An 18,190-nucleotide genomic window follows, 5' to 3' on the forward strand; every position below is an offset into this window, starting at 1 on the left:
CCCCATGCCGCCAAACGCCTTGCGGCACAATCGCCGTTTTGCATTTTTTCCAGGGAAATCGAACATGGCCGAGGACATCGTGGTTTTCACCGGCGCGGGCATCAGCGCCGAGAGCGGCTTGCGCACCTTCCGCGATATGGACGGCTACTGGAACGAGCACCGCATTGAAGACGTCGCCACCCCCGAGGGCTACGCCGCCAACCCCGCGCTGGTGCTGGAGTTTTACAACCAGCGCCGCCGCGAAGTGCGTCAGGCCCAACCCAACGCGGCCCACCTGGCCATTGCGCAATTGCAGCAGCGCCACCGCGTCACCGTCATCACGCAAAACATCGACGATTTGCACGAGCGGGCTGGCTCGCGCAACGTCATCCACGTGCACGGCGAAATCACCAAGGGCCAAAGCAGTGTGGACGACACGCTGATCGTGCCGCTGCAAGGCGCCGACATCGCCCTGGGCGATCTGGCGCCCGATGGCAGCCAACTGCGCCCGCACGTGGTGTGGTTTGGCGAGGCCGTGCTGCGCCTGGATGAGGCGCTGGAAGCCATCTGCCAGGCCGATCGCGTGCTGGTCGTGGGCACCTCGCTTTCGGTCTTTCCCGTCGCCGCGCTGGTGCAGGAAGCGCCCGCGCACGCGGAGAAGGTGCTGATCGCGCTGGAGATGCAACGCACCCCCGCCCACTACCACTTCCTGCAAGGCCGCGCCACCGATCTGGTGCCACCGCTGGTGGCGCAGTGGCTGCCTTGATCCTCGAAATTTCAAATCAAAAAGAAACAAAATAACCTTGTTATGGCAATACAATCAATCCATAACATTTACAATGATTTGTAAAAAACACAACCCCGCCCGTGGCCATCCCGCAAAGCTTTCTGGACGAACTCAACGCCCGCACCGACATCGTCGAGGTCGTGGGGCGTTACGTCACGCTGAAAAAAGGCGGCGCCAACCTGCTGGGGCTGTGCCCGTTTCACGAGGAAAAATCCCCCTCCTTCACCGTCAGCCCCAGCAAGCAGTTCTATCACTGCTTTGGCTGCGGCGCGCACGGCAACGCCATCCACTTCCTGATGAACTACGCGGGCATGGGCTTTGTCGATGCCGTCAAGGAGCTGGCCCACCACGCCGGCCTGCCCATGCCGCAGCAAGAGCGCCTCTCGCCCGCCCAGGCGGCCGAGCGCCAGCAGCAGCGCGAGCAAAAGAAAACTCTGGCCGAGATCAACGCCCAGGCCGCGCGCGCCTACAAAAACTTCCTGAAAACCGCGCCCGAAGCCATCCTCTACCTCAAAGGCCGAGGCGTGAGCGGGGCCATCGCCGCGCAATTCATGCTCGGCTACGCCCCGGCGGGCGAGCATGCGCTCTCCTCCGTCTTTGCCGACTATGCCGACCCGCTGCTCGAAGAAGCGGGCCTGGTCATCTACAAGGAAGAAACCGGCCGCCGCTACGACCGCTTCCGCGAGCGGCTGATCTTCCCCATCCGCAACGTGCGCGGCGAAACCATCGGCTTTGGCGGGCGCATTCTGGGCAGCGGCCAGCCCAAATACCTCAACTCGCCCGAAACGCCCATCTTCCACAAAGGCCAGGAGCTGTACGGCCTGTACGAAGCGCGCGCAGCCATCCGCAGCCAAGGCTACGCGCTGGTGTGCGAAGGCTATATGGACGTCGTCGCCCTGGCCCAATGGGGCTTTGCCAACGCCGTCGCCACGCTGGGCACCGCCTGCACCGAAGCGCACGTGCAACTGCTGCTGCGCCACACCGAGCACATCGTCTTTGCCTTCGACGGCGACACCGCCGGGCGCAAAGCCGCCGCCAAAGCCCTGGCCTGCGCCCTGCCCTTTGCCAGCGACACGCGCAGCATCCGCTTTCTCTTTCTGCCCAAAGAGCACGACCCCGACAGCTACATCCGCGAGCGCGGCCAAAACGCCTTTGCCGAACAAGTCGAACTGGCCCTGCCCCTGAGCCAATACCTGCTGCAAGTGGCCAGCCAGGACTGCACCCTCGCCACCGCCGAAGGCCGCGCACGCATGGCCCACCAGGCCTACCCGCTGTGGGCCTTGCTGCCCGAAAGCGCACTGAAAATCCAGATTCGCAGCGAAATCGCCCGCATCGCCCAGATGGAGCGCGACGACTTGCTGCACCTGTGGCAAAGCATGGCCGCCGACCCGCGCCACGCCCCCAGGCGCAGCCAGCCACTGCGCCCGCCCAGCCCGTCCAGCGCCCCCGCCGCTGGCGAGCCCCCCTCCGACGCTGACAACATCCCCCCGTCCGCCTGGCTGGATGACAACCTCGAGCCGCTCGACCCGCTGGAGACTTTCGCGCCCATTGAATCCTTGGAGCCGCCCCCCGCGCCTGACTGGCCCCCGCCCGGCCCCGATGCCCCCCCCGCCAGCGATTACCACCCCGCCGCCTGGCCCAGCCGCCATGACGGCGAGCGCCGCTATGGCGACAGCAGCCGCCAGGAGCGCGACACCCGCTTCAGCCGCCGCGCCTTTGAGCCGCGCCCGGCACGCCCCCCCCGCGCGCCCCTGCGCCAGCGCCCGCTGCGCCGCGAAGAACACGCCGCCAGCATCCTGCTGGCCCACATGCCTCTGGCCGAACGCCTGGGCGAGCGCAACATGACGCTGCTGTGCCGCCTGCCCGAGCCGGACGGGCGCCTGTTCGCCTGGGTGGACGACCACCTCCAGCACCACGGCGCGCAACCCTGGGCCGAGATCAAGCCCCTGCTGCAACAAGCCGCGCTCGCCCCCATCCAGCGCCTGTTGCCCCATATCGAAGATTTGGCCGCCCAGCCCATGGAAAACTACCGCGACGAGCTGGACAACGCCCTCAAGCACATCATGATCCGCCAGCTCCAATACGAAATCGAGCAAGTCACCCGCCATTACGACACCGACAGCCAGGCCGGCGCCCGCCTGCGCCAGCTCACCGCCCACCTGGCCACCCTCAAATAAACCCGAACCGAAGTCCGCACCAAAAAATCCAACCAAAGGAAAACCCGCTTATTGCGGGACATACCGAAACAGAGCAAATTCATTTCCTTTGAAATACAATTTTCCAGCCCTGAGTCACACCACCATTAGCAAACCAAAGGAAAACACACCCTTTTCCCAACTTGCAAAAACAAGGCGATTTCATTTCCTTTTGATCAAGAATAAAAAAGCAAAAACCACCGCAATCAGCCGCCCACCAAGCCCCGCACGCTTGCCCCTCGACCTCCCACCAGCGCTTTTTTCATGCCCCCCTTCTTGAGCGGCCTGGCCGCCAGCCTCTCCATCGCCACGGGCTACTTTCCCGTGGCCATCTCCTTTGGCCTTTCTGCCGTCGAAGCCGGGCTGGCCCCCGGCATCGCCGTGCTCATCTCCGTGCTCGTCTATGCGGGCGCCAGCCAGTTCTTGCTCATCAGCCTGCTGGCCTCCGGCGCGGGCCTGCCCGCCAGTGTTTCCACCATCTTGCTGATGAATGCCCGCCACCTGTTTTACGGCCCGGCGCTGGCCCGCCTGCTCCAACCCGCCTTGCCCGCCAACGGGGCCAACACTCCCGCTCCCCTTGTTCCCGTACCCGCCCTGGCCTTTGGGCTGACCGACGAAGTCTTTGCCACCGCCATGAGCCGCATAGGGCGCATCCCGCCCGCCGCGCGCCCGCTGTGGTTTCTGGGCCTGTCCTGCGGCTCCTACGCCGCCTGGGTGCTGGGCAGCGCCACGGGCGCTTTTGTGGTGGGCGATATCAGCCAATGGCCACTGTGGCTGCGCCAGGCACTGGGCTTTGTGCTCCCGGCGCTGTTTTTCACCCTGTTGCTGGAAAACGGCATCCGTCCCTGGCGCTTTGCCATCGGCGCAGCCGCCCTTTGCGCCCTGGCCGCGCTACCTTGGTTGCCCGGCCACCACGCTTTGTTGCTGGCCATTGCGGGCGGGGCCATCGGCCATAGCCTCGCCCTGCGCCTGGGCCATGCAATCGCACCTGCACCATCCTCCATCGAATCCGCCCAACCATGAATACCGTCTTGTGGATCATCGGCTTGAGCGCCGCTGGCACCTTTGCCCTGCGCTGGCTGCCGCTGCGCCAGGCCCTGCGCCCCCGCCCCGCCCAGCCGCCAAGCAGCGCCCCCCAGCCGCTGCGCCGCCTGCTGCAATCCTTGCTGGCAGGCGTTGGCCCGGCGGCCATCACGGCGCTGCTCGTCGTCTCCCTCTGGGGGCTGGCTGGCTCCGGCGCTGGCGCAAGCCCATCCGTGGCGGCGCTCATGGCCATCATGGCGGGCCTGTGCGCCTTGCTGCTCACGCGCCGCTGGGTCAAAGGCATTGCCGCGCCCACCCTGGCGGGCGCGTGCGTGTATGGGCTGTGCATGCAGTGGCTGATGGGGTGAGGCGGACCGCCTGTTTGCCGACTGGCTCAGCGGCCAAAGGAAGGGGCGAAATTGGCATAAGCTCCCGCACTTTCGCCTTGGCGCTCTGGCGCCAGGGCTTGTTCAACCCATTGCGAATTTTTGCGAGGTCCCTCCATGTTCCAAAAACTCATCACCGGCGCGGCCATCGGCCTGGCCAGCCTGAGCCTGCTCTCCAGCGCCGCGGCCCAGAACACGCAGCCAGACGCCCAGGCCAACAGCGCCCAGAACTGGCCCGCCAAGCCCATCCGCATGATCGTCCCCTTCCCGCCCGGCGGCGGCACCGACACCTTGGCGCGGCTGATTTCCGCCAAGCTCGGCGAGGCCAAGGGCTGGAACATCGTGGCCGATAACAAGCCCGGCGTGGGCGGCACGCTCGGCATTGGCGAAGCGGTGAAAGCCGCAGCCGAAGGCTACGACTTCGTGCTGGGGCAAAAGGACAACCTCGTCATCGGCCCCTGGCTGTATAAAAACCTGAGCTGGAACCCCGTCAAAGACCTCACCCCCATTGCCCACGTGGCTTACTCGCCCGTGCTCATCTCCACCAGCGTCGATTCCCCCTTCAAAACCCTGGCAGACGTGGTCGCCGCAGCCAAAGCCCAGCCTGGCGCCATCACCTACGGCTCGCCCGGCAACGGCACCTCCATCCACCTGGCCGGGCAAATGCTGGAAACCGCCGCGGGCATCGACCTCATCCACGTGCCCTACAAAGGCTCCAGCCCCGCGCTGGTGGATGTCATCGCGGGCAACGTGCATTTGATGGCCTCCTCCGTGCCCTCGGCCATGTCGCAAATCAAGGCCGGCAAGCTGCGCCCGCTGGCCGTCACCTCCGCCACGCGCAGCTCCTCCCTGCCCGATGTGCCCACGGTGGCCGAATCGGGCATTGCAGGCGTGGCCCAATTCGATGTCAGCACCTGGTACGGCGTCATGGCCCCCGCAGGCTTGCCCCAGCCCATCGCCGATGCCATGCACGGCGCCGTCAATACGCTGCTGCAAACCGATGCCGTGCGCCAAGCCATTCAGAAACAAGGTGCAGAAGCCAAAGCCATGGGCCGCGCCGAATTCGCCGCCTTCCTGAAACAAGACTACGAAGCGTGGAAAAGCATCGTCGAAGCATCGGGCGTTCAACTGGATTGACGCCTCTCAAAATTCCATATCAAGAGAAATAAAATACCTGTATTTTGGCAAATTGGTATTTATTCCAATATTCTCTTGATATGGAATATGGCATAAAAAAGCGACGCTGCGCATGGGGCCAACATAGCGCCAACACAGGCGCAGCCCCAGGCAGCGCCCGTGTTCACAGGCAAGCCAGCAGCGTCAGGTAAAAACCCAGCTCCCCCACCTGCTGCGCCGCGCCCAGCCCATCGCCCGTAAAGCCGCGCAAGCGCACTTTCAAGCGCCAGCCCACCCAAGCCGCGCCCACGGCGCAGCCCAAGGCTGGCCACCACCACGGCACGCCAGGCGCCACCCAGCACAACGCCAGCAAAACCCCGCACGTAACACCCGTCGCCAAAGCCAAGGCAGGCCACGTCACCCCCTGCGTCACGGATTGGGATTTGGAGAGCGCCGCCACCCCCGCATACGGCAGCCACGCCGCAATCCACACCGGCGGCAGGCGCGAGAGCACATGCCCGCCCACCAAGGCAGCACAAGGCAACAACCACCCCGGCGCGGACAAGGCGGAGGAAGCCGCCGCCAGCCATTCGCCCGCCCCGGCCGCCGGCAACGCCTGGCCCGTCGCCCGCACCGCAGCGGCCTGCACCAGCGCCGCCAGCAAAGCCACTTTCAAGCCCAGCGCCACCACCAAGGCCATGGCGCCAAAAGCCCCGATGCGGGAATCCTTCATGATCTCCAGCGCGCGCTCGGCGCTCGCCCCGCCGCCCAGGCCGTCGGCCAAATCGGCCAGGCCATCCTCATGCAATGCGCCGGTCACCAGCAAGCCGCCCAGCACCGCCAGTGAAGCCGCCACCCAGGCCACCGCAGGCACTGCGCCCACCGCAGGCAGCAGTGCCAACGCCAGCGCCAGCGCCAGCGCCGAGAGCAAGCCCACCAGCGCGCCCACCAGCGGCAAATGGCCAAAGGCGCGCGACAGCATGGCAGGCGTATAGCCCACCCATTGCGCCAGCGCGCCGGTGACGGGAAGACGGGTGAAGTACTGCACAGCCAGCAACCAATGGCGTAGCGCTTGCATAAAGGGCTATTGCATCAAGAGCTATTGCATGTGGGAGTTGGGGAGCCGGTGCGCGGGCGCGCGCAGGTTGGCGGGCAAGGCTGCCAAGCAGGCTCCCAAACAATTGGAAATTTCAATCAAAGGAAAATATAAACACCATCCATCATGCCAATATAAGGTTATTTTATTTCCTTTGATTTATAAATTAAGCAATAAACAACGCCTCAAGCACTCTGCCCGGAAACCTGGGCCGAATCAAAGCTGGCCATCTCGCGCAAGATGCGGCAGGCCGACTCCAACAGCGGCCAAGCCAGCGCCGCGCCAGAGGCTTCGCCCAGGCGCATATCCATTTGCAGCAAAGGCTTGGCATCCAGCGCTTGCAGCATCAGGCGGTGGCCCTGCTCATGCGAGAGGTGCGAGAACACGCAGCGTTGCAGCACGTGGGGCTGCATGCGCGCGGCCACCAACACCGCCGCGCCGGTGACGAAGCCATCCACCACAATCACCCGCCGTTGCAGCGCCGCCTCCAAAGTCGCCCCCACCATGGCGGCAATTTCCAGCCCGCCCATGCACGCCAGCACCTCCAGCGGCTCGCGCACCTGGGCATGGCGATCCAGCACTTTTTGCAGCACCTGCAATTTGCGCGCAAAAGCCTCGCCCACCACGCCCGTACCCGCACCCGCACAGACGGCGATGGGCTGATCGGTCAAACGCGCCAGCAACAAAGCCGCCGCCGAAGTGTTGCCAATGCCCATTTCGCCCAACAGGATGGCATTGCCCGGGCAAGCGCGCACCGCCTCTCGCCCAGCCTCTATCGCGGCCAGGCACTGCTCTCGCGTCATGGCCGGGCCTTCGCTGGCATCGGCAGTGCCCTGGGCCACCTTGAAATCAAACAAGTCCGCATGGGCAGGCAGCGTATGGGCCACGCCGCAATCGACCAACTTGAGTGCAATGCCATGCTGGCGCGTCAACACGCTGATCGCCGCCCCGCCCGCCAGCATGTTGTGCACCATCTGCCAGGTCACATCGCTGGGAAAAGCCGACACCCCTTGGCGTGCCAGGCCGTGATCGGCCGCAAAAATCAGGCAATGCGGCTGCTCCAACACAGGCTCAGCCGTGCCCAGGATGCAGCCCAACTGCGAGGCCAAATCCTCCAAACGCCCCAACGAGCGCAAGGGTTTGGTTTTGTTGTCCAGCAAGTGGCCGATGCGGACAGCCAATTCGGTTTGCGAGAGATCGTCGATGACGGGTAAAGATGCTTGGGTCATGAATGCTCAAATGGCGTTGGAAGTGAACGACAGGCGCCACTTCTCGCCCCAAGCGGAAGCGGCGCAAAACAGGCAGCGAGATGCGTTTTGCAACGCTTCAAAGTTTTTTGGCTGGCCTCACACCCGTTTCCAAACGGGCTGGGCTGCATCGTATTGCTCTTGCGGCACATCAAAAGGCAGGCGGGCCAGCGAAACCGCAAACTTTTTATTTGCAGTGTGAATACTCCAAATCACTTCCACCAATGCTCGGTTATTCAACAAAGGCTCACCGCCCAAAATAAACCAATAACCGACCTCATTCACCCAAAATGGCACCATCGTCGTGCTGGGCAAAAGCATATCGATGCCATCGTAAAACGAAATCGAGCTATTGCTATTCCAGCCACGGCGTTTTTGGCGACGCATGAACTCGAAAAACTCCACCGTAATGGCAGAGAGAATTTCCGCTTCGGACGCGTCGTAACCAGAGCGAGCCAGGCAAAAACCATCGTCCGATGCCAGGGCCGCCATGCGGGTACTGGATAAACCCGCAATGGCATGGGGCAAATAATGATCCAGGCGCGCATCCGGCGCCTGAAGTTCGCGCTCGACCTCATGCACCCACCCCTCTTGCATTGCCTGGGTTAATACAGCTTCATGCTCAGGCGCTTGTGCCAACCACACACTGCGCCGCAGCGCTGTAGAGGCAGGCAAAAGGGTTTGCAAGACGGTGGCGGTTTGATTGGGCGTGCGCTCAGCATGGGCATACATGGCACCCGTGGGGGTAAGCATCAAAAACGGATCCTCTGCCACCGATGCGTCTGTGCCCGTACTGCATTCATTCATCTTGCTATCCATTTGAACCGTTGAAAGGGTCGATGCTGAATATCAACGATTTCACCAAAGCCGCCATGTGAGGACGGCTGCGCGCGTCGATATCCATCACGGTGGGTGGCAGCCCCATTTCACCCAAAGCCTTGGACAGCTCCAGGCGCGGTTGCGGGCCACTGACATCGGTATGGGTAACCCCTACGACCAAGGCTGTTTGGTCAATGAATTCACGAAACTCATCCACATACAACCGCAAATCGGCCACAGGGTCTTTCGCACTGCCATTGAGCATCAACACCATGCCCAAGGCATTTTCAGTGAGAATTTCCCACATGAAATCAAAACGCTTTTGCCCCGGCGTCCCATAAAGCCGCACCTGGTCGCCACTGGCCAATTTCATCAAACCATAATCCATGGCCACGGTCGTCGTCTGCTTGAGCAAACGGATTTCATCCGAAGCGTTCGCTTCCGTGCTAACGACTTCAATATCGGAAAGCGTCCGAATAGCTGTGGTTTTACCCGCTCCCACGGGGCCAGCAAATACAATTTTGTAGGTATTAGGCATAGTTCAATGAAACCATCAATGCGCTGTAGCGTACCAGCGAGACAATCACCCTCAAAAAAATTGATAATCAGACCGTATCACTGCAATTAAAACAATTTATCCAGCAGCGATTTGAAAAATCCACGGCGAACGGCGACTTTTTCGCGTCCGCTCACGGAAACAGGCTGTTGGGGGGCAGATGGCTGCGCTGGCATAGGAACCACTGCCGCAAGCCCGGAAATGACAGACAAAACGATAAAGCGCAAAACGTCTTGCTCGTTTTTCGGAAATGCGCGCACCAAATCCTCAATGGATTGCGGCATGCGCGCGCAAATGGCAGCCAGTTGCACATCCAAAGGCCCCACTTGTTCGATTTGCGAAAAGTTGGGGAACCGCCGCAATTGGAAAGAAAGGTTTTCTTTGGCCTGGAGCCGGACATCCAGCAAGGCGTCGCTTACCAACTCCCACACCAAAACATCCAAGGGTTTGCGGTTGCGCGCATTGCTTTTACCGAAATGTTGACGGGCCACGTCTTCTGCCACGATAGAAAGCAAAGGCTGCATTTCCATGGCCTCTAACACGCCTGGCGTTTGCACCATTTTGCGAATAGAGGAAACCGAAGACAGGGACACAATCCAGCCCGCCTGACTATCCAGCACAAAGATGGAAGGCCCCACGCGCAGCAAATACGCTCCGCCTAATAACTTGCCAATAAAGCGCACCAAAGCCATTTGGCGCAATGCGGGGAACACAGCCTGCAAACGCTCCAGCACATCCTGATTGATCCCACGCGCTTCAACCGACAGGCGCACAACAGGCGGAGCCACGGAAAGAGAAGCCTGAGGCTGACGTGTGGCTTCAGCCTTTTTACCCGTACCCAGCAACTCCTCTGCTCGGCTGGCAGGCGTCGCAGGTTCTGGCTTTTGGGGCACAGCGACGGCGGGCGCTGGCGCGGGCGCCGGCGTCGCAGAAGGAGGCGTTTCCTCCGCTGGCTTGCGCCCAACCATCAACAAGGCGCGGCGCCAAGCGGGCATTTTGGCCTGCTCGTCCGCTTCTTTTTGCGCTTCGGAGACTTCGGCGGGAGCGGCTGGAATGTCAGGCGCAGAAGCGCCTTTCAGAAGAGAACGCGTCAAAGATCCGGGGCCAGAATGGATCACCGCAGGGGCTGGTTCAGGTGCAGGCGCAGGCGCAGGCGGCTCGGAAGCGGTCGTAAAGGCCTCTGTCCTGATCGACTTGAGCGCATCGCGCAACCCCATACTCGTATAGGGCATAGCCAGCCAGGCCAGTTGCTGCCCCTCTTGCAGCGGCAACTTGGCCTCTTGCCAACCGCTGGTGCTGCCTCGAAACAGCAAGACGGCCGAACGGCCATCCAGAAATTCCAATAAACGCACTTGGGTTTCAGGCGTGTGCTTTCGCATCCCCAAGCTAAACAAGTCAACAACGCAATAGCGGCAAGCCAAGGCTTGAGGCGTTTGTACAGGAGCGCTCATCGTCAAATCGCGCTTGAGTACAACGCATTTATTGTCACGCCACGTCATGCCAATCATGATCTCGATGGCTGCCGCTTCGTGATCCGTCAGTCCTGCCAATAAGACGTGTTTGTCATTCAGTACGTGCTTATTCATTGGTTTATCCTCTTTTGCAAAGCTTCCATGACTTCCTCCCACTGCGGGGAAAGCGCCCTGCCGCGGCGCCCAAGTTCCTTTCTTGCGAGCATGAAAGCCAGCACATCGTTGGAACTGACACAATGGTCAAGGAAATGCATCTCCGCCTCCACATCCCCCTCCAACAAAGCCTGTATGGCATTGGCCACAATGGTGCGAGAGTCGTCCGTACCACATAACAGCGCACGCGGCGAAACATCCAACGACGGCGTAGCCAACACACACCAACGCGTAGCCAGCTTATTGACTCTGGGCAGCGGCTCACCGCTGCTGACCTGCGCCAGCATGGCCCCTAAAACCAAAGGAGACAAGCGCTCCTGCACTTTGCGTTGCAAGAACACTTTCGACAATGCCGAATCAGACGCACATCCCACCAGCATATCGACCAGTGCGCCTTGCAGCGGCTCCACGCCATCCAACGCCAATGCCTGCTTGACCCGATCCTCGTGAGCTAAGCGATCCGCCGGTTTTTGCAATACCAGGCGACTGGCCCGTCGAAAGAACAACCGCGCCGCCACTGCGGCTGGCAGCGGCGGCGTATGGATAGTTTGTTGGGTCATAGCCTTAGGCCGAGATCGAAATGACCTGACTCAATCGAGCAAGGTTTCCATCAAATCGATCATGAACTCGGCATCTTCAGCCGTCATGCTTTCAAAGCCGCCAGAGATGCCCAGCTCGTCCAATACGGGCTGGCCATCGGGCGTACCCGTCAAGCCCGTGAGCGCGTCCTGGATCAGCTTTTCATGCTCAATCGCCTTGGCACTCATCAAGAACACATGCACGATGTCCGTGAGCTTGCTTTCAATCAAAGGCTTGAGCTGCGTTTTTGTCAAACGCGACAGAGAGTGGTAGGCCTCCGCCAAGAAGAAGCTGGCATCGACCTCGCCCTTGATCGCCAAGCGGGCCGCAGCTTGGTAGTTCTCCACCAGTTGCCACTGCACATCGGCTTCCGTCAAATCGGCAGGCTCAAGCAAACGCAAGCCAATGAGCTTGACATCCTTGTTATCCGTCAAAGCGATTTTGCAACCAGGCTTGAGGTCTTCCACCACATTCAAAGCAGAGTCAGCCCCCGTTGCGATCACCATCTCATCGGATTTGCCAACCGGGCGAGCTACCGCCTGGTAGCCAGAGTCACGCACCATCGAAGCAGCGTCGAAAGGGTTGGCATAAACCATGTCCACATCACCCTTGGCAATCAGATCGGCTTGTTCAGCCGCAGATGCTGGTGTGAGCAAATGCAAATGCAGACCCGATTTCTTTTGCAGCAATGTATTGAGCATATGCCAGCCAGCAAAACGCTCTGGCGAAAAATCAGGGGCAATCAATAGGTTCAACGTCATTTCATGCTCCCTTTTCAGCAGCCAACCATTGTTTATACAAAGCCGTCATTTCTTCGATTTTCTTGCGCGAAGGCTTGCGACGCACAGAGGTGTAACCCACCACCTGGCCGCCGCGCTTATTGGGAACGGCTGTCGCGTAAACCCAATAATGCGAGCCGTCTTTGCGCAAGTTTTTGACGTAACCATGCCATTTCTTGCCTGCCAGCATGGTTTCCCACAAATCCTTGAATGCGGCTTTAGGCATGTCAGGGTGGCGCAAGATGCAATGCGGCTGACCAATCAGCTCTTCACGCTCATAACCGGAAAGCTCAATAAACGCATCGTTGGCATGCGTCAAAATGCCATTGAGATCGGTGCGCGAAATAATCAAGCGCCCCTCCGGATACGGGATTTCCCGGTCGCTGACTTTTACCGTGCGAGTCGTGCCGTCGTAAAACGTAATTTCGTGCGTATGCACCGCATCTGCTGCGGGCTGCTGAAGTGGCATTGCCATAGCTTGCCCCCCTTACACGAGCTTAGACAGCGCCTCGGCGGCACGCTTGATGTCCAAGAACAACAGACCCAATTTGGCGTTTTGCTTGGCCAACACCGTCAGCACGGCCTCGCTGCCGGCCGAACTCATGATCACATAGCCACGCTCGCCTTGCAGCAACACGCGCTCCAGCGTGCCGCGCGCCAGCTCACGCGCTGCGCGATCACCCAGAGAGAGCAGCGCAGCCGACATGGCGCCCACGCGGTCCTCGTCCATGCCTTGGGGCAGCGCCGAGGCGATCATCAAACCGTCTGTAGAGATCAGCGCCGATGCTTCCACGTCAGCAGACGAGCCTTTAAGTTCTTCCAGCACTTGCTGGAGCATATCTGTACGCATAGGGTCGTTCCTTTTCAACGTTGTTGTGAGTCCTTGCACCAAAGGTGGCGCAAAGGGGTTGCATTTAAATACAAATTGAAGACAAATGAAATATGTCCATGTTTCAGGGATACAACATTTAACAATTTTTAAAAAATAGTATCCCTACTACCTTCTTCAAAAAAGCGCTCCCTCTCAAGCCAGGCAGCATTCCGCTTTTCCGAAAGAGAGGGCAAAACCCAGTAGCGCCTCTGAATACTCGATTGCCTTGGAGCCTGACATTAGCCACGCACATGAACCCGCGCAAACTTGCGCTTGCCCACTTGCACTACATAAGTTCCTGCTTCCAGCTTCAAGGCCCGGTCCCTGACCACACCGCCATCAATACGCACGCCTGCGCCATCAATCAAGCGATTAGCCTCGCCGGTAGAAGCCGTCAGGCCCGCCATTTTCAATACCTGCCCCACACCCAAAGGGGCTCCACTCAACTCGACATCAGGCAAGTCATCTGGAACGCCGCCTTTGCTGCGATTGATGAAATCCTGCTCAGCAGCATCTGCAGCCTGCGCAGAGTGAAAACGAGAGGTGATTTCTTTGGCCAGCATCACCTTCGCCTCTTTGGGGTTACGCCCTTGCGCCACCTCTTTCTTCAAAGCATCAATCGCATCCAAAGAGCGGAAAGAGAGCAGCGTAAACCAATCCCACATCAGCTCATCCGAGATGGAAAGCACTTTGGCAAACATGCTATTGGCATCCTCCGTGATGCCAATGTAGTTGTTCTTGGACTTGGACATTTTGTCCACTCCATCCAGGCCAACCAGCAAGGGCATAGTCAGCACGCATTGCGGCTCCTGCCCGTATTCCTGCTGCAAATGCCGCCCCATCAGCAAATTGAACTTTTGATCGGTGCCGCCCAGCTCCAAATCCGCCTGCAGCGCCACCGAGTCGTACCCTTGCATCAATGGATAGAGAAATTCATGGATGCTGATGGATTGCCCGGCATGGAAGCGCTTGTGGAAGTCGTCGCGCTCCATCATGCGCGCCACGGTGTATTTAGCTGCCAGGGAAATCATGTCCGTCGCGCTCAGCTTGTCATTCCACTGGCTGTTGTAGCGAATCTCAGCCCGATCCAGATCCAGCACTAATCCCGCTTGCTGGTAATAAGTTTGCGCATTGGCCTCGATTTGTTCGGCCGTCAAGGGCGGCCGCGTCGTATTGCGCCCCGATGGATCACCGATGCGCCCCGTGAAATCCCCAATCAGAAAAATGACCGTGTGACCCAAGTCCTGCAGTTGCCGCATCTTGTTGAGCACGACTGTGTGGCCCAAATGGATATCGGGCGCCGTAGGGTCCAAACCCAATTTAATGCGCAGCGGCTTGCCCGACGCTTGGGCACGTTGGAGTTTTTGCAACCAATCTGCCTGCGGCAGCAACTCCTGAACGCCCCGCATGGTCACGCGCATGGCCTCCTGCACGGCGTCGCTCATAACGGGGGATAGGGGATTTTCAGAAGCAGGCATAAGAAGGCGTTTTGATCGAAAAAAAATGCAGCTTTGGGTATATAGGCCAAAGCTTTGTAAAGCTGCTTGGCAGGAAAGCGTTTTTGACTATACTGCCAAGGTTTTTGCGGGCTTATTGTATGAAAGCCTAGGCTTTGCATAAGCGATAGCCGCATTTTTTTGTGATTTCGTCCAAGTTTGCATTGATCGCCCTTTGGCCAAGCCAACGGAGCGATAAAAAGGCAAGCGCAAAACATTGATAAGAGGGAGCACTCCCGCCCCGCCGGGAGTGCTTTTTATTGTGTTTGCGCGCATGCCCAACACCTGCAAACTGAGGCCATCTGCTAGGACTTTCCCTTGAACTACGAGCAGCCTGAATCCCAACATCCAGCAATGCCCATCGTCCAGGTCGAAAGCAAAGATCCCCCGCCAGATGGTCTATCCGCCGCGTCATTGGCATCTTCGGCGGATACGGCAGGTGAAGTCCTTGCCCCTGAACAATGCGCTCCTGCACTTGCATCGGCACCCTCTCGCTCCACTTCGAAATACCTGGCTGCCGGCCTTCTGGCCTTGCTGGGCGGCGGCGCGTTCGCCGTGGCCAATATGCAAGTCACCGATCAGCCCATCTTTCAGCGGCTGAGCAGTCACGACATCCCTTCGCTTGTCTCTGGCCGCAACTTGGCTAGCCTCACGCCGGAGAAAGACCATTTCCTGCTCTATCGCAGCGCGCGCGTGCGGGCCAATGAAACCGCCGAGGGCCTGCTGGAGCGCCTGGGCATCAGCGATCCTGCCGCTGCCACGTTCCTGCGGCGCAACCCTCTCGCGCACAAAAACCTCTGGGGCAGAAACGGGCGCTTCGTTACAGCCGAAGCCAACGCCGACCATGAGCTGGTGCGGCTGACAGCCCGCTGGGTGACCGATAGCGACAGCACGGATTTTCAGCGCCTGGTGGTCAGTCGCGATGAGGACGGCCAATTCACCGCCGTACTGGAAAAAGGCCAGCTCAAGAAAAACGTGCGCATGGCCTCAGGGAAAATCCAAAGTTCCTTGTTCGCCGCCACCGATGCGGTCAACCTGCCCGATCCCGTCGCCGTGCAAATCGCTGAAATGTTTTCTACCGATGTGGACTTTCACAAGGATTTGCGCAAAGGCGATCGCTTCACCGTCGTGTACGAAACGCTGGAAGCCGACGGCGAACCTTTGCGCAGCGGTCGCGTTCTCAGCGCTGAATTCGTCAACAAAGGCAAGGCCTACCAGGCGCTGTGGTTCCAGGAAGACGAAAGCGCCAAAGGGGCATATTACGCACTGGATGGCTCCAACCTGCGCCGCGCCTTTCTGGCATCGCCGCTGGAGTTTTCGCGTGTCTCCAGCAGCTTTGGCAGCCGGTTCCACCCCATCAAAAAGACTTGGCGCAACCACAATGGCATCGACTACGCCGCCCGCCCCGGCACACCCATCCGCAGCGTGGGCGATGGCGTGGTGCAGGAATCGAAATGGAGCGATAGCTACGGCAACGTCGTCTATATCGACCACGGCGAAGGCCAGGTCACCGTATATGCCCACATGACGCGCCGCGATGTGCAAAAGGGCGACAAGGTCAGCCAGGGCCAATTCATCGGCACCGTAGGCTCCACGGGCATGTCCACCGGGCCGCATTTGCATTTTGAGTTCCGCGTCCATGGCGAATTCAAAGACCCGCAAATCATTGCCCAGGGCAGCGCCGCCGCCGCCCCCATCACCAAGAAAATCCGCGAACGCTTTGACGCCCTGGCTGCCGAGGCGCGCCTGAATTTCGAGCACGCCCCCTTGATGACGCAAGCCAGCGTCGAATAACGCAGGCGCCCTGCCCCAAACCCCTTGCGCACAAAAAAGGTCGGTTTCATCCGACCTTTTTTACAAATCAAAAAGAAAAAAAATAACCCTATTCCGGCAACGTAGAAAAATGCCGACTTTTCTTATGATTTGAAAATCAAGAGGCGCCTTGCGTACCGATGCGCCCATACGTGTCCTCAAAGCGCACGATATCGTCCTCGCCCAGGTAGCTGCCCGATTGCACTTCGATGATCTCCAGCGGCACCTTGCCCGGATTGCGTAGCCGGTGCACATTGCCCAAGGGGATGTAGGTGGATTGGTTTTCTGTCAGCAACGTGACTTTGTCGCCATTGGTGACTTCGGCCGTACCGCTGACGACCACCCAATGCTCCGCGCGATGGTGGTGCATTTGCAGGCTGAGCGAGGCGCCAGGGTTGACCACAATGCGCTTGACTTGAAAGCGCGCGCCAACGTCCAGGCTGTCGTACCAGCCCCAGGGCCGGTACACCTTGCGATGGGTATCCGCCAGCCCCTGGCCCGCTTGCCTGCCCTGCCGCAGCGCGCCAACGATTTTCTTGACCTCTTGCGCGCGGCTTTTATCCGCCACCAGCACGGCATCGGGCGTCTCCACCACCACCACATCCTGCAAGCCCACGCCGGCAATCAAGCGACCGCTGGAAAACAGCAGCGTGCCGCTGCACGACTCCAGCAAGGCGCTGCCGCGCGTGGCATTGCCTTGCGCGTCGTGCGGCAATACATCCCACAGGGAATCCCAAGCGCCCAGATCCGACCAGCCCGCATCCAGCGCCAGCACGCCTGCGGGCACGCCCGCCGTGCTGTCGCGCGGCAAGCGCTCCATCACCGCATAGTCGATGGAATCGCTGGGGCAGGCAGCAAATGCAGCCTCGTCGGGGCGGATGAAATCCAAATCCCGCCGGGCTTGCGCCATCGCCTGCTGGCAGGCTTGCAGGATATCGGGCCGGTACAGGCCAATGGCTTTCAGCCACACGCTGGCGCGCACCATGAAAAGCCCGCTGTTCCAGTAATAGCGGCCGCTGGCGATGTATTGGCCGGCCGTGGCCGCATCGGGCTTTTCCGTAAAGCTGGCGATGTGATGGCCTGCGCCCAGCGCGTGGTCGGAGCGCTCGATATAGCCGTAGCCCGTTTCCGGCGTGCGCGCCACTACGCCGAAAGTCAGCATGGCGCCATCCGCAGCCAGGGGCAGGCCGGCCTCGACGGTGCGTAAAAAAGCCGCCTGATCCGTCATCACATGATCGGCCGGCATGGCCAGCAAGATGGGATCGCACGTCTGCTGCGCCCCCACCTCGCTGCCTTGCGTGGCCGCGAGCGCCGCCAGCGTCAACGCAGGCGCTGTGTTGCGCCCTTCAGGCTCCAGCACGATGCTGGCCGCCGCGCCTGCGCCTTGCGCTTGCAGCCATTCCTGCAACTGGCTGGCCACCAGAAAACGATGCGCTTTGTTGCACACCAGGATGGGCGCTTGCACATGCGCAGCTTGCGGCGAAAGCCCCTCCAGCCGCCGCAGCGTTTGCTGCAACATGCTGTGCTCGCCCACAAGGCTCAGGAATTGCTTGGGATAGGCCTCGCGCGAGAGCGGCCACAGGCGCGTGCCCGAGCCGCCACACAAGACGACAGGGGCCAGGGTGAGTGTGTTCATGAACGACCCGAAAAACTTGGCTCAAAAGTGCCGCAGACTATAACGCCTGTTGCCACCGCGCCGCCCTTGCCCGCCTTACTCACGCGTTGGCTTCAAAGCATTTTTTATACTTCAAAGGAAAATAAATATTGGCATTTAGGCAATTCATAAATGAAATTACTTTTCCTTATTGGAAAACCAACTCCTGC

General features: G+C 60.1%; 17 protein-coding genes. 6 read left to right on the top strand and 11 right to left on the bottom strand.

Annotated elements, in window-relative coordinates:
* The first annotated feature begins 64 nt into the window (after positions 1-64).
* The 5 genes from EBQ26_RS01085 (at position 65) to EBQ26_RS01105 (ending at position 5,507) form a co-directional block, all read left to right on the top strand.
* Complete coding sequence (locus EBQ26_RS01085; protein WP_122237284.1) at positions 65-745, top strand: SIR2 family NAD-dependent protein deacylase; 681 nt, start codon at positions 65-67, stop codon at positions 743-745.
* A gap of 101 nt (positions 746-846) precedes the next feature.
* Positions 847-2,943, top strand: coding sequence for a DNA primase (dnaG, locus tag EBQ26_RS01090; protein WP_122237170.1), 2,097 nt, complete (start codon positions 847-849; stop codon positions 2,941-2,943).
* A gap of 282 nt (positions 2,944-3,225) precedes the next feature.
* On the top strand, positions 3,226-3,984 hold the full coding sequence (locus tag EBQ26_RS01095) for an AzlC family ABC transporter permease (RefSeq protein ID WP_122237171.1): 759 nt from the start codon (positions 3,226-3,228) through the stop codon (positions 3,982-3,984).
* Positions 3,981-4,352: an AzlD domain-containing protein gene (locus tag EBQ26_RS01100; protein ID WP_122237172.1), complete on the top strand. Its 372-nt coding sequence runs from the start codon at positions 3,981-3,983 to the stop codon at positions 4,350-4,352. Before EBQ26_RS01095 ends, EBQ26_RS01100 begins: the two co-directional genes overlap by 4 nt.
* A gap of 135 nt (positions 4,353-4,487) precedes the next feature.
* A complete protein-coding gene (locus EBQ26_RS01105) occupies positions 4,488-5,507 on the top strand; it encodes a Bug family tripartite tricarboxylate transporter substrate binding protein (protein ID WP_122237173.1) in 1,020 nt (339 codons plus the stop codon).
* A gap of 163 nt (positions 5,508-5,670) precedes the next feature.
* Here EBQ26_RS01105 and EBQ26_RS01110 read toward each other — a convergent pair whose 3' ends face one another.
* The 10 genes from EBQ26_RS01110 to tyrS all read right to left on the bottom strand — a co-directional run bounded on the left by EBQ26_RS01110 (position 5,671) and on the right by tyrS (position 14,503).
* Positions 5,671-6,564, bottom strand: coding sequence for an adenosylcobinamide-GDP ribazoletransferase (locus tag EBQ26_RS01110; protein ID WP_122237174.1), 894 nt, complete (start codon positions 6,562-6,564; stop codon positions 5,671-5,673).
* Positions 6,565-6,767: 203 nt separating this feature from the next.
* Entirely contained in the window at positions 6,768-7,811 is a 1,044-nt protein-coding gene (gene cobT, locus EBQ26_RS01115) for a nicotinate-nucleotide--dimethylbenzimidazole phosphoribosyltransferase (RefSeq protein WP_122237175.1), read from the bottom strand.
* Between the two features lie 117 nt (positions 7,812-7,928).
* A complete protein-coding gene (locus tag EBQ26_RS01120; RefSeq protein WP_238944047.1) occupies positions 7,929-8,648 on the bottom strand; it encodes a hypothetical protein in 720 nt (239 codons plus the stop codon).
* Entirely contained in the window at positions 8,641-9,186 is a 546-nt protein-coding gene (locus tag EBQ26_RS01125; protein ID WP_122237177.1) for a GTP-binding protein, read from the bottom strand. Before EBQ26_RS01125 ends, EBQ26_RS01120 begins: the two co-directional genes overlap by 8 nt.
* A gap of 86 nt (positions 9,187-9,272) precedes the next feature.
* Positions 9,273-10,832, bottom strand: a complete 1,560-nt coding sequence (locus EBQ26_RS01130) for a hypothetical protein (protein WP_124779912.1) — start codon at positions 10,830-10,832, stop codon at positions 9,273-9,275.
* A complete protein-coding gene (locus EBQ26_RS01135; RefSeq protein WP_122237179.1) occupies positions 10,787-11,389 on the bottom strand; it encodes a hypothetical protein in 603 nt (200 codons plus the stop codon). The genes EBQ26_RS01130 and EBQ26_RS01135 overlap by 46 nt, the downstream gene beginning before the upstream one ends.
* A gap of 30 nt (positions 11,390-11,419) precedes the next feature.
* The gene (locus EBQ26_RS01140; protein ID WP_122237180.1) at positions 11,420-12,169 is read right to left on the bottom strand and encodes a phosphate/phosphite/phosphonate ABC transporter substrate-binding protein; all 750 of its coding nucleotides are present in this window, start codon (positions 12,167-12,169) and stop codon (positions 11,420-11,422) included.
* A gap of 1 nt (position 12,170) precedes the next feature.
* Entirely contained in the window at positions 12,171-12,662 is a 492-nt protein-coding gene (locus tag EBQ26_RS01145) for a PAS domain-containing protein (protein ID WP_122237181.1), read from the bottom strand.
* Between the two features lie 12 nt (positions 12,663-12,674).
* The gene (locus tag EBQ26_RS01150; RefSeq protein ID WP_122237182.1) at positions 12,675-13,037 is read right to left on the bottom strand and encodes a roadblock/LC7 domain-containing protein; all 363 of its coding nucleotides are present in this window, start codon (positions 13,035-13,037) and stop codon (positions 12,675-12,677) included.
* A gap of 260 nt (positions 13,038-13,297) precedes the next feature.
* Positions 13,298-14,503 carry a tyrosine--tRNA ligase gene (gene tyrS, locus EBQ26_RS01155; RefSeq protein WP_390614154.1) on the bottom strand — a complete coding sequence of 402 codons (1,206 nt, stop codon included), beginning with the start codon at positions 14,501-14,503 and terminating at the stop codon, positions 13,298-13,300.
* Between the two features lie 369 nt (positions 14,504-14,872).
* On the opposite strand from tyrS, the gene EBQ26_RS01160 reads away from it, so the two are divergent.
* A complete protein-coding gene (locus EBQ26_RS01160; protein WP_238944048.1) occupies positions 14,873-16,348 on the top strand; it encodes a M23 family metallopeptidase in 1,476 nt (491 codons plus the stop codon).
* A gap of 136 nt (positions 16,349-16,484) precedes the next feature.
* On the opposite strand, the gene EBQ26_RS01165 is transcribed toward EBQ26_RS01160, so the two are convergent.
* The gene (locus EBQ26_RS01165) at positions 16,485-18,002 is read right to left on the bottom strand and encodes a mannose-1-phosphate guanylyltransferase/mannose-6-phosphate isomerase (protein WP_122237184.1); all 1,518 of its coding nucleotides are present in this window, start codon (positions 18,000-18,002) and stop codon (positions 16,485-16,487) included.
* Positions 18,003-18,190: the final 188 nt, after the last annotated feature.

It is taken from the genome of Allofranklinella schreckenbergeri (genome assembly GCF_003703475.1).
Taxonomy (GTDB): Bacteria; Pseudomonadota; Gammaproteobacteria; order Burkholderiales; family Burkholderiaceae_C; genus Lampropedia; species Lampropedia schreckenbergeri.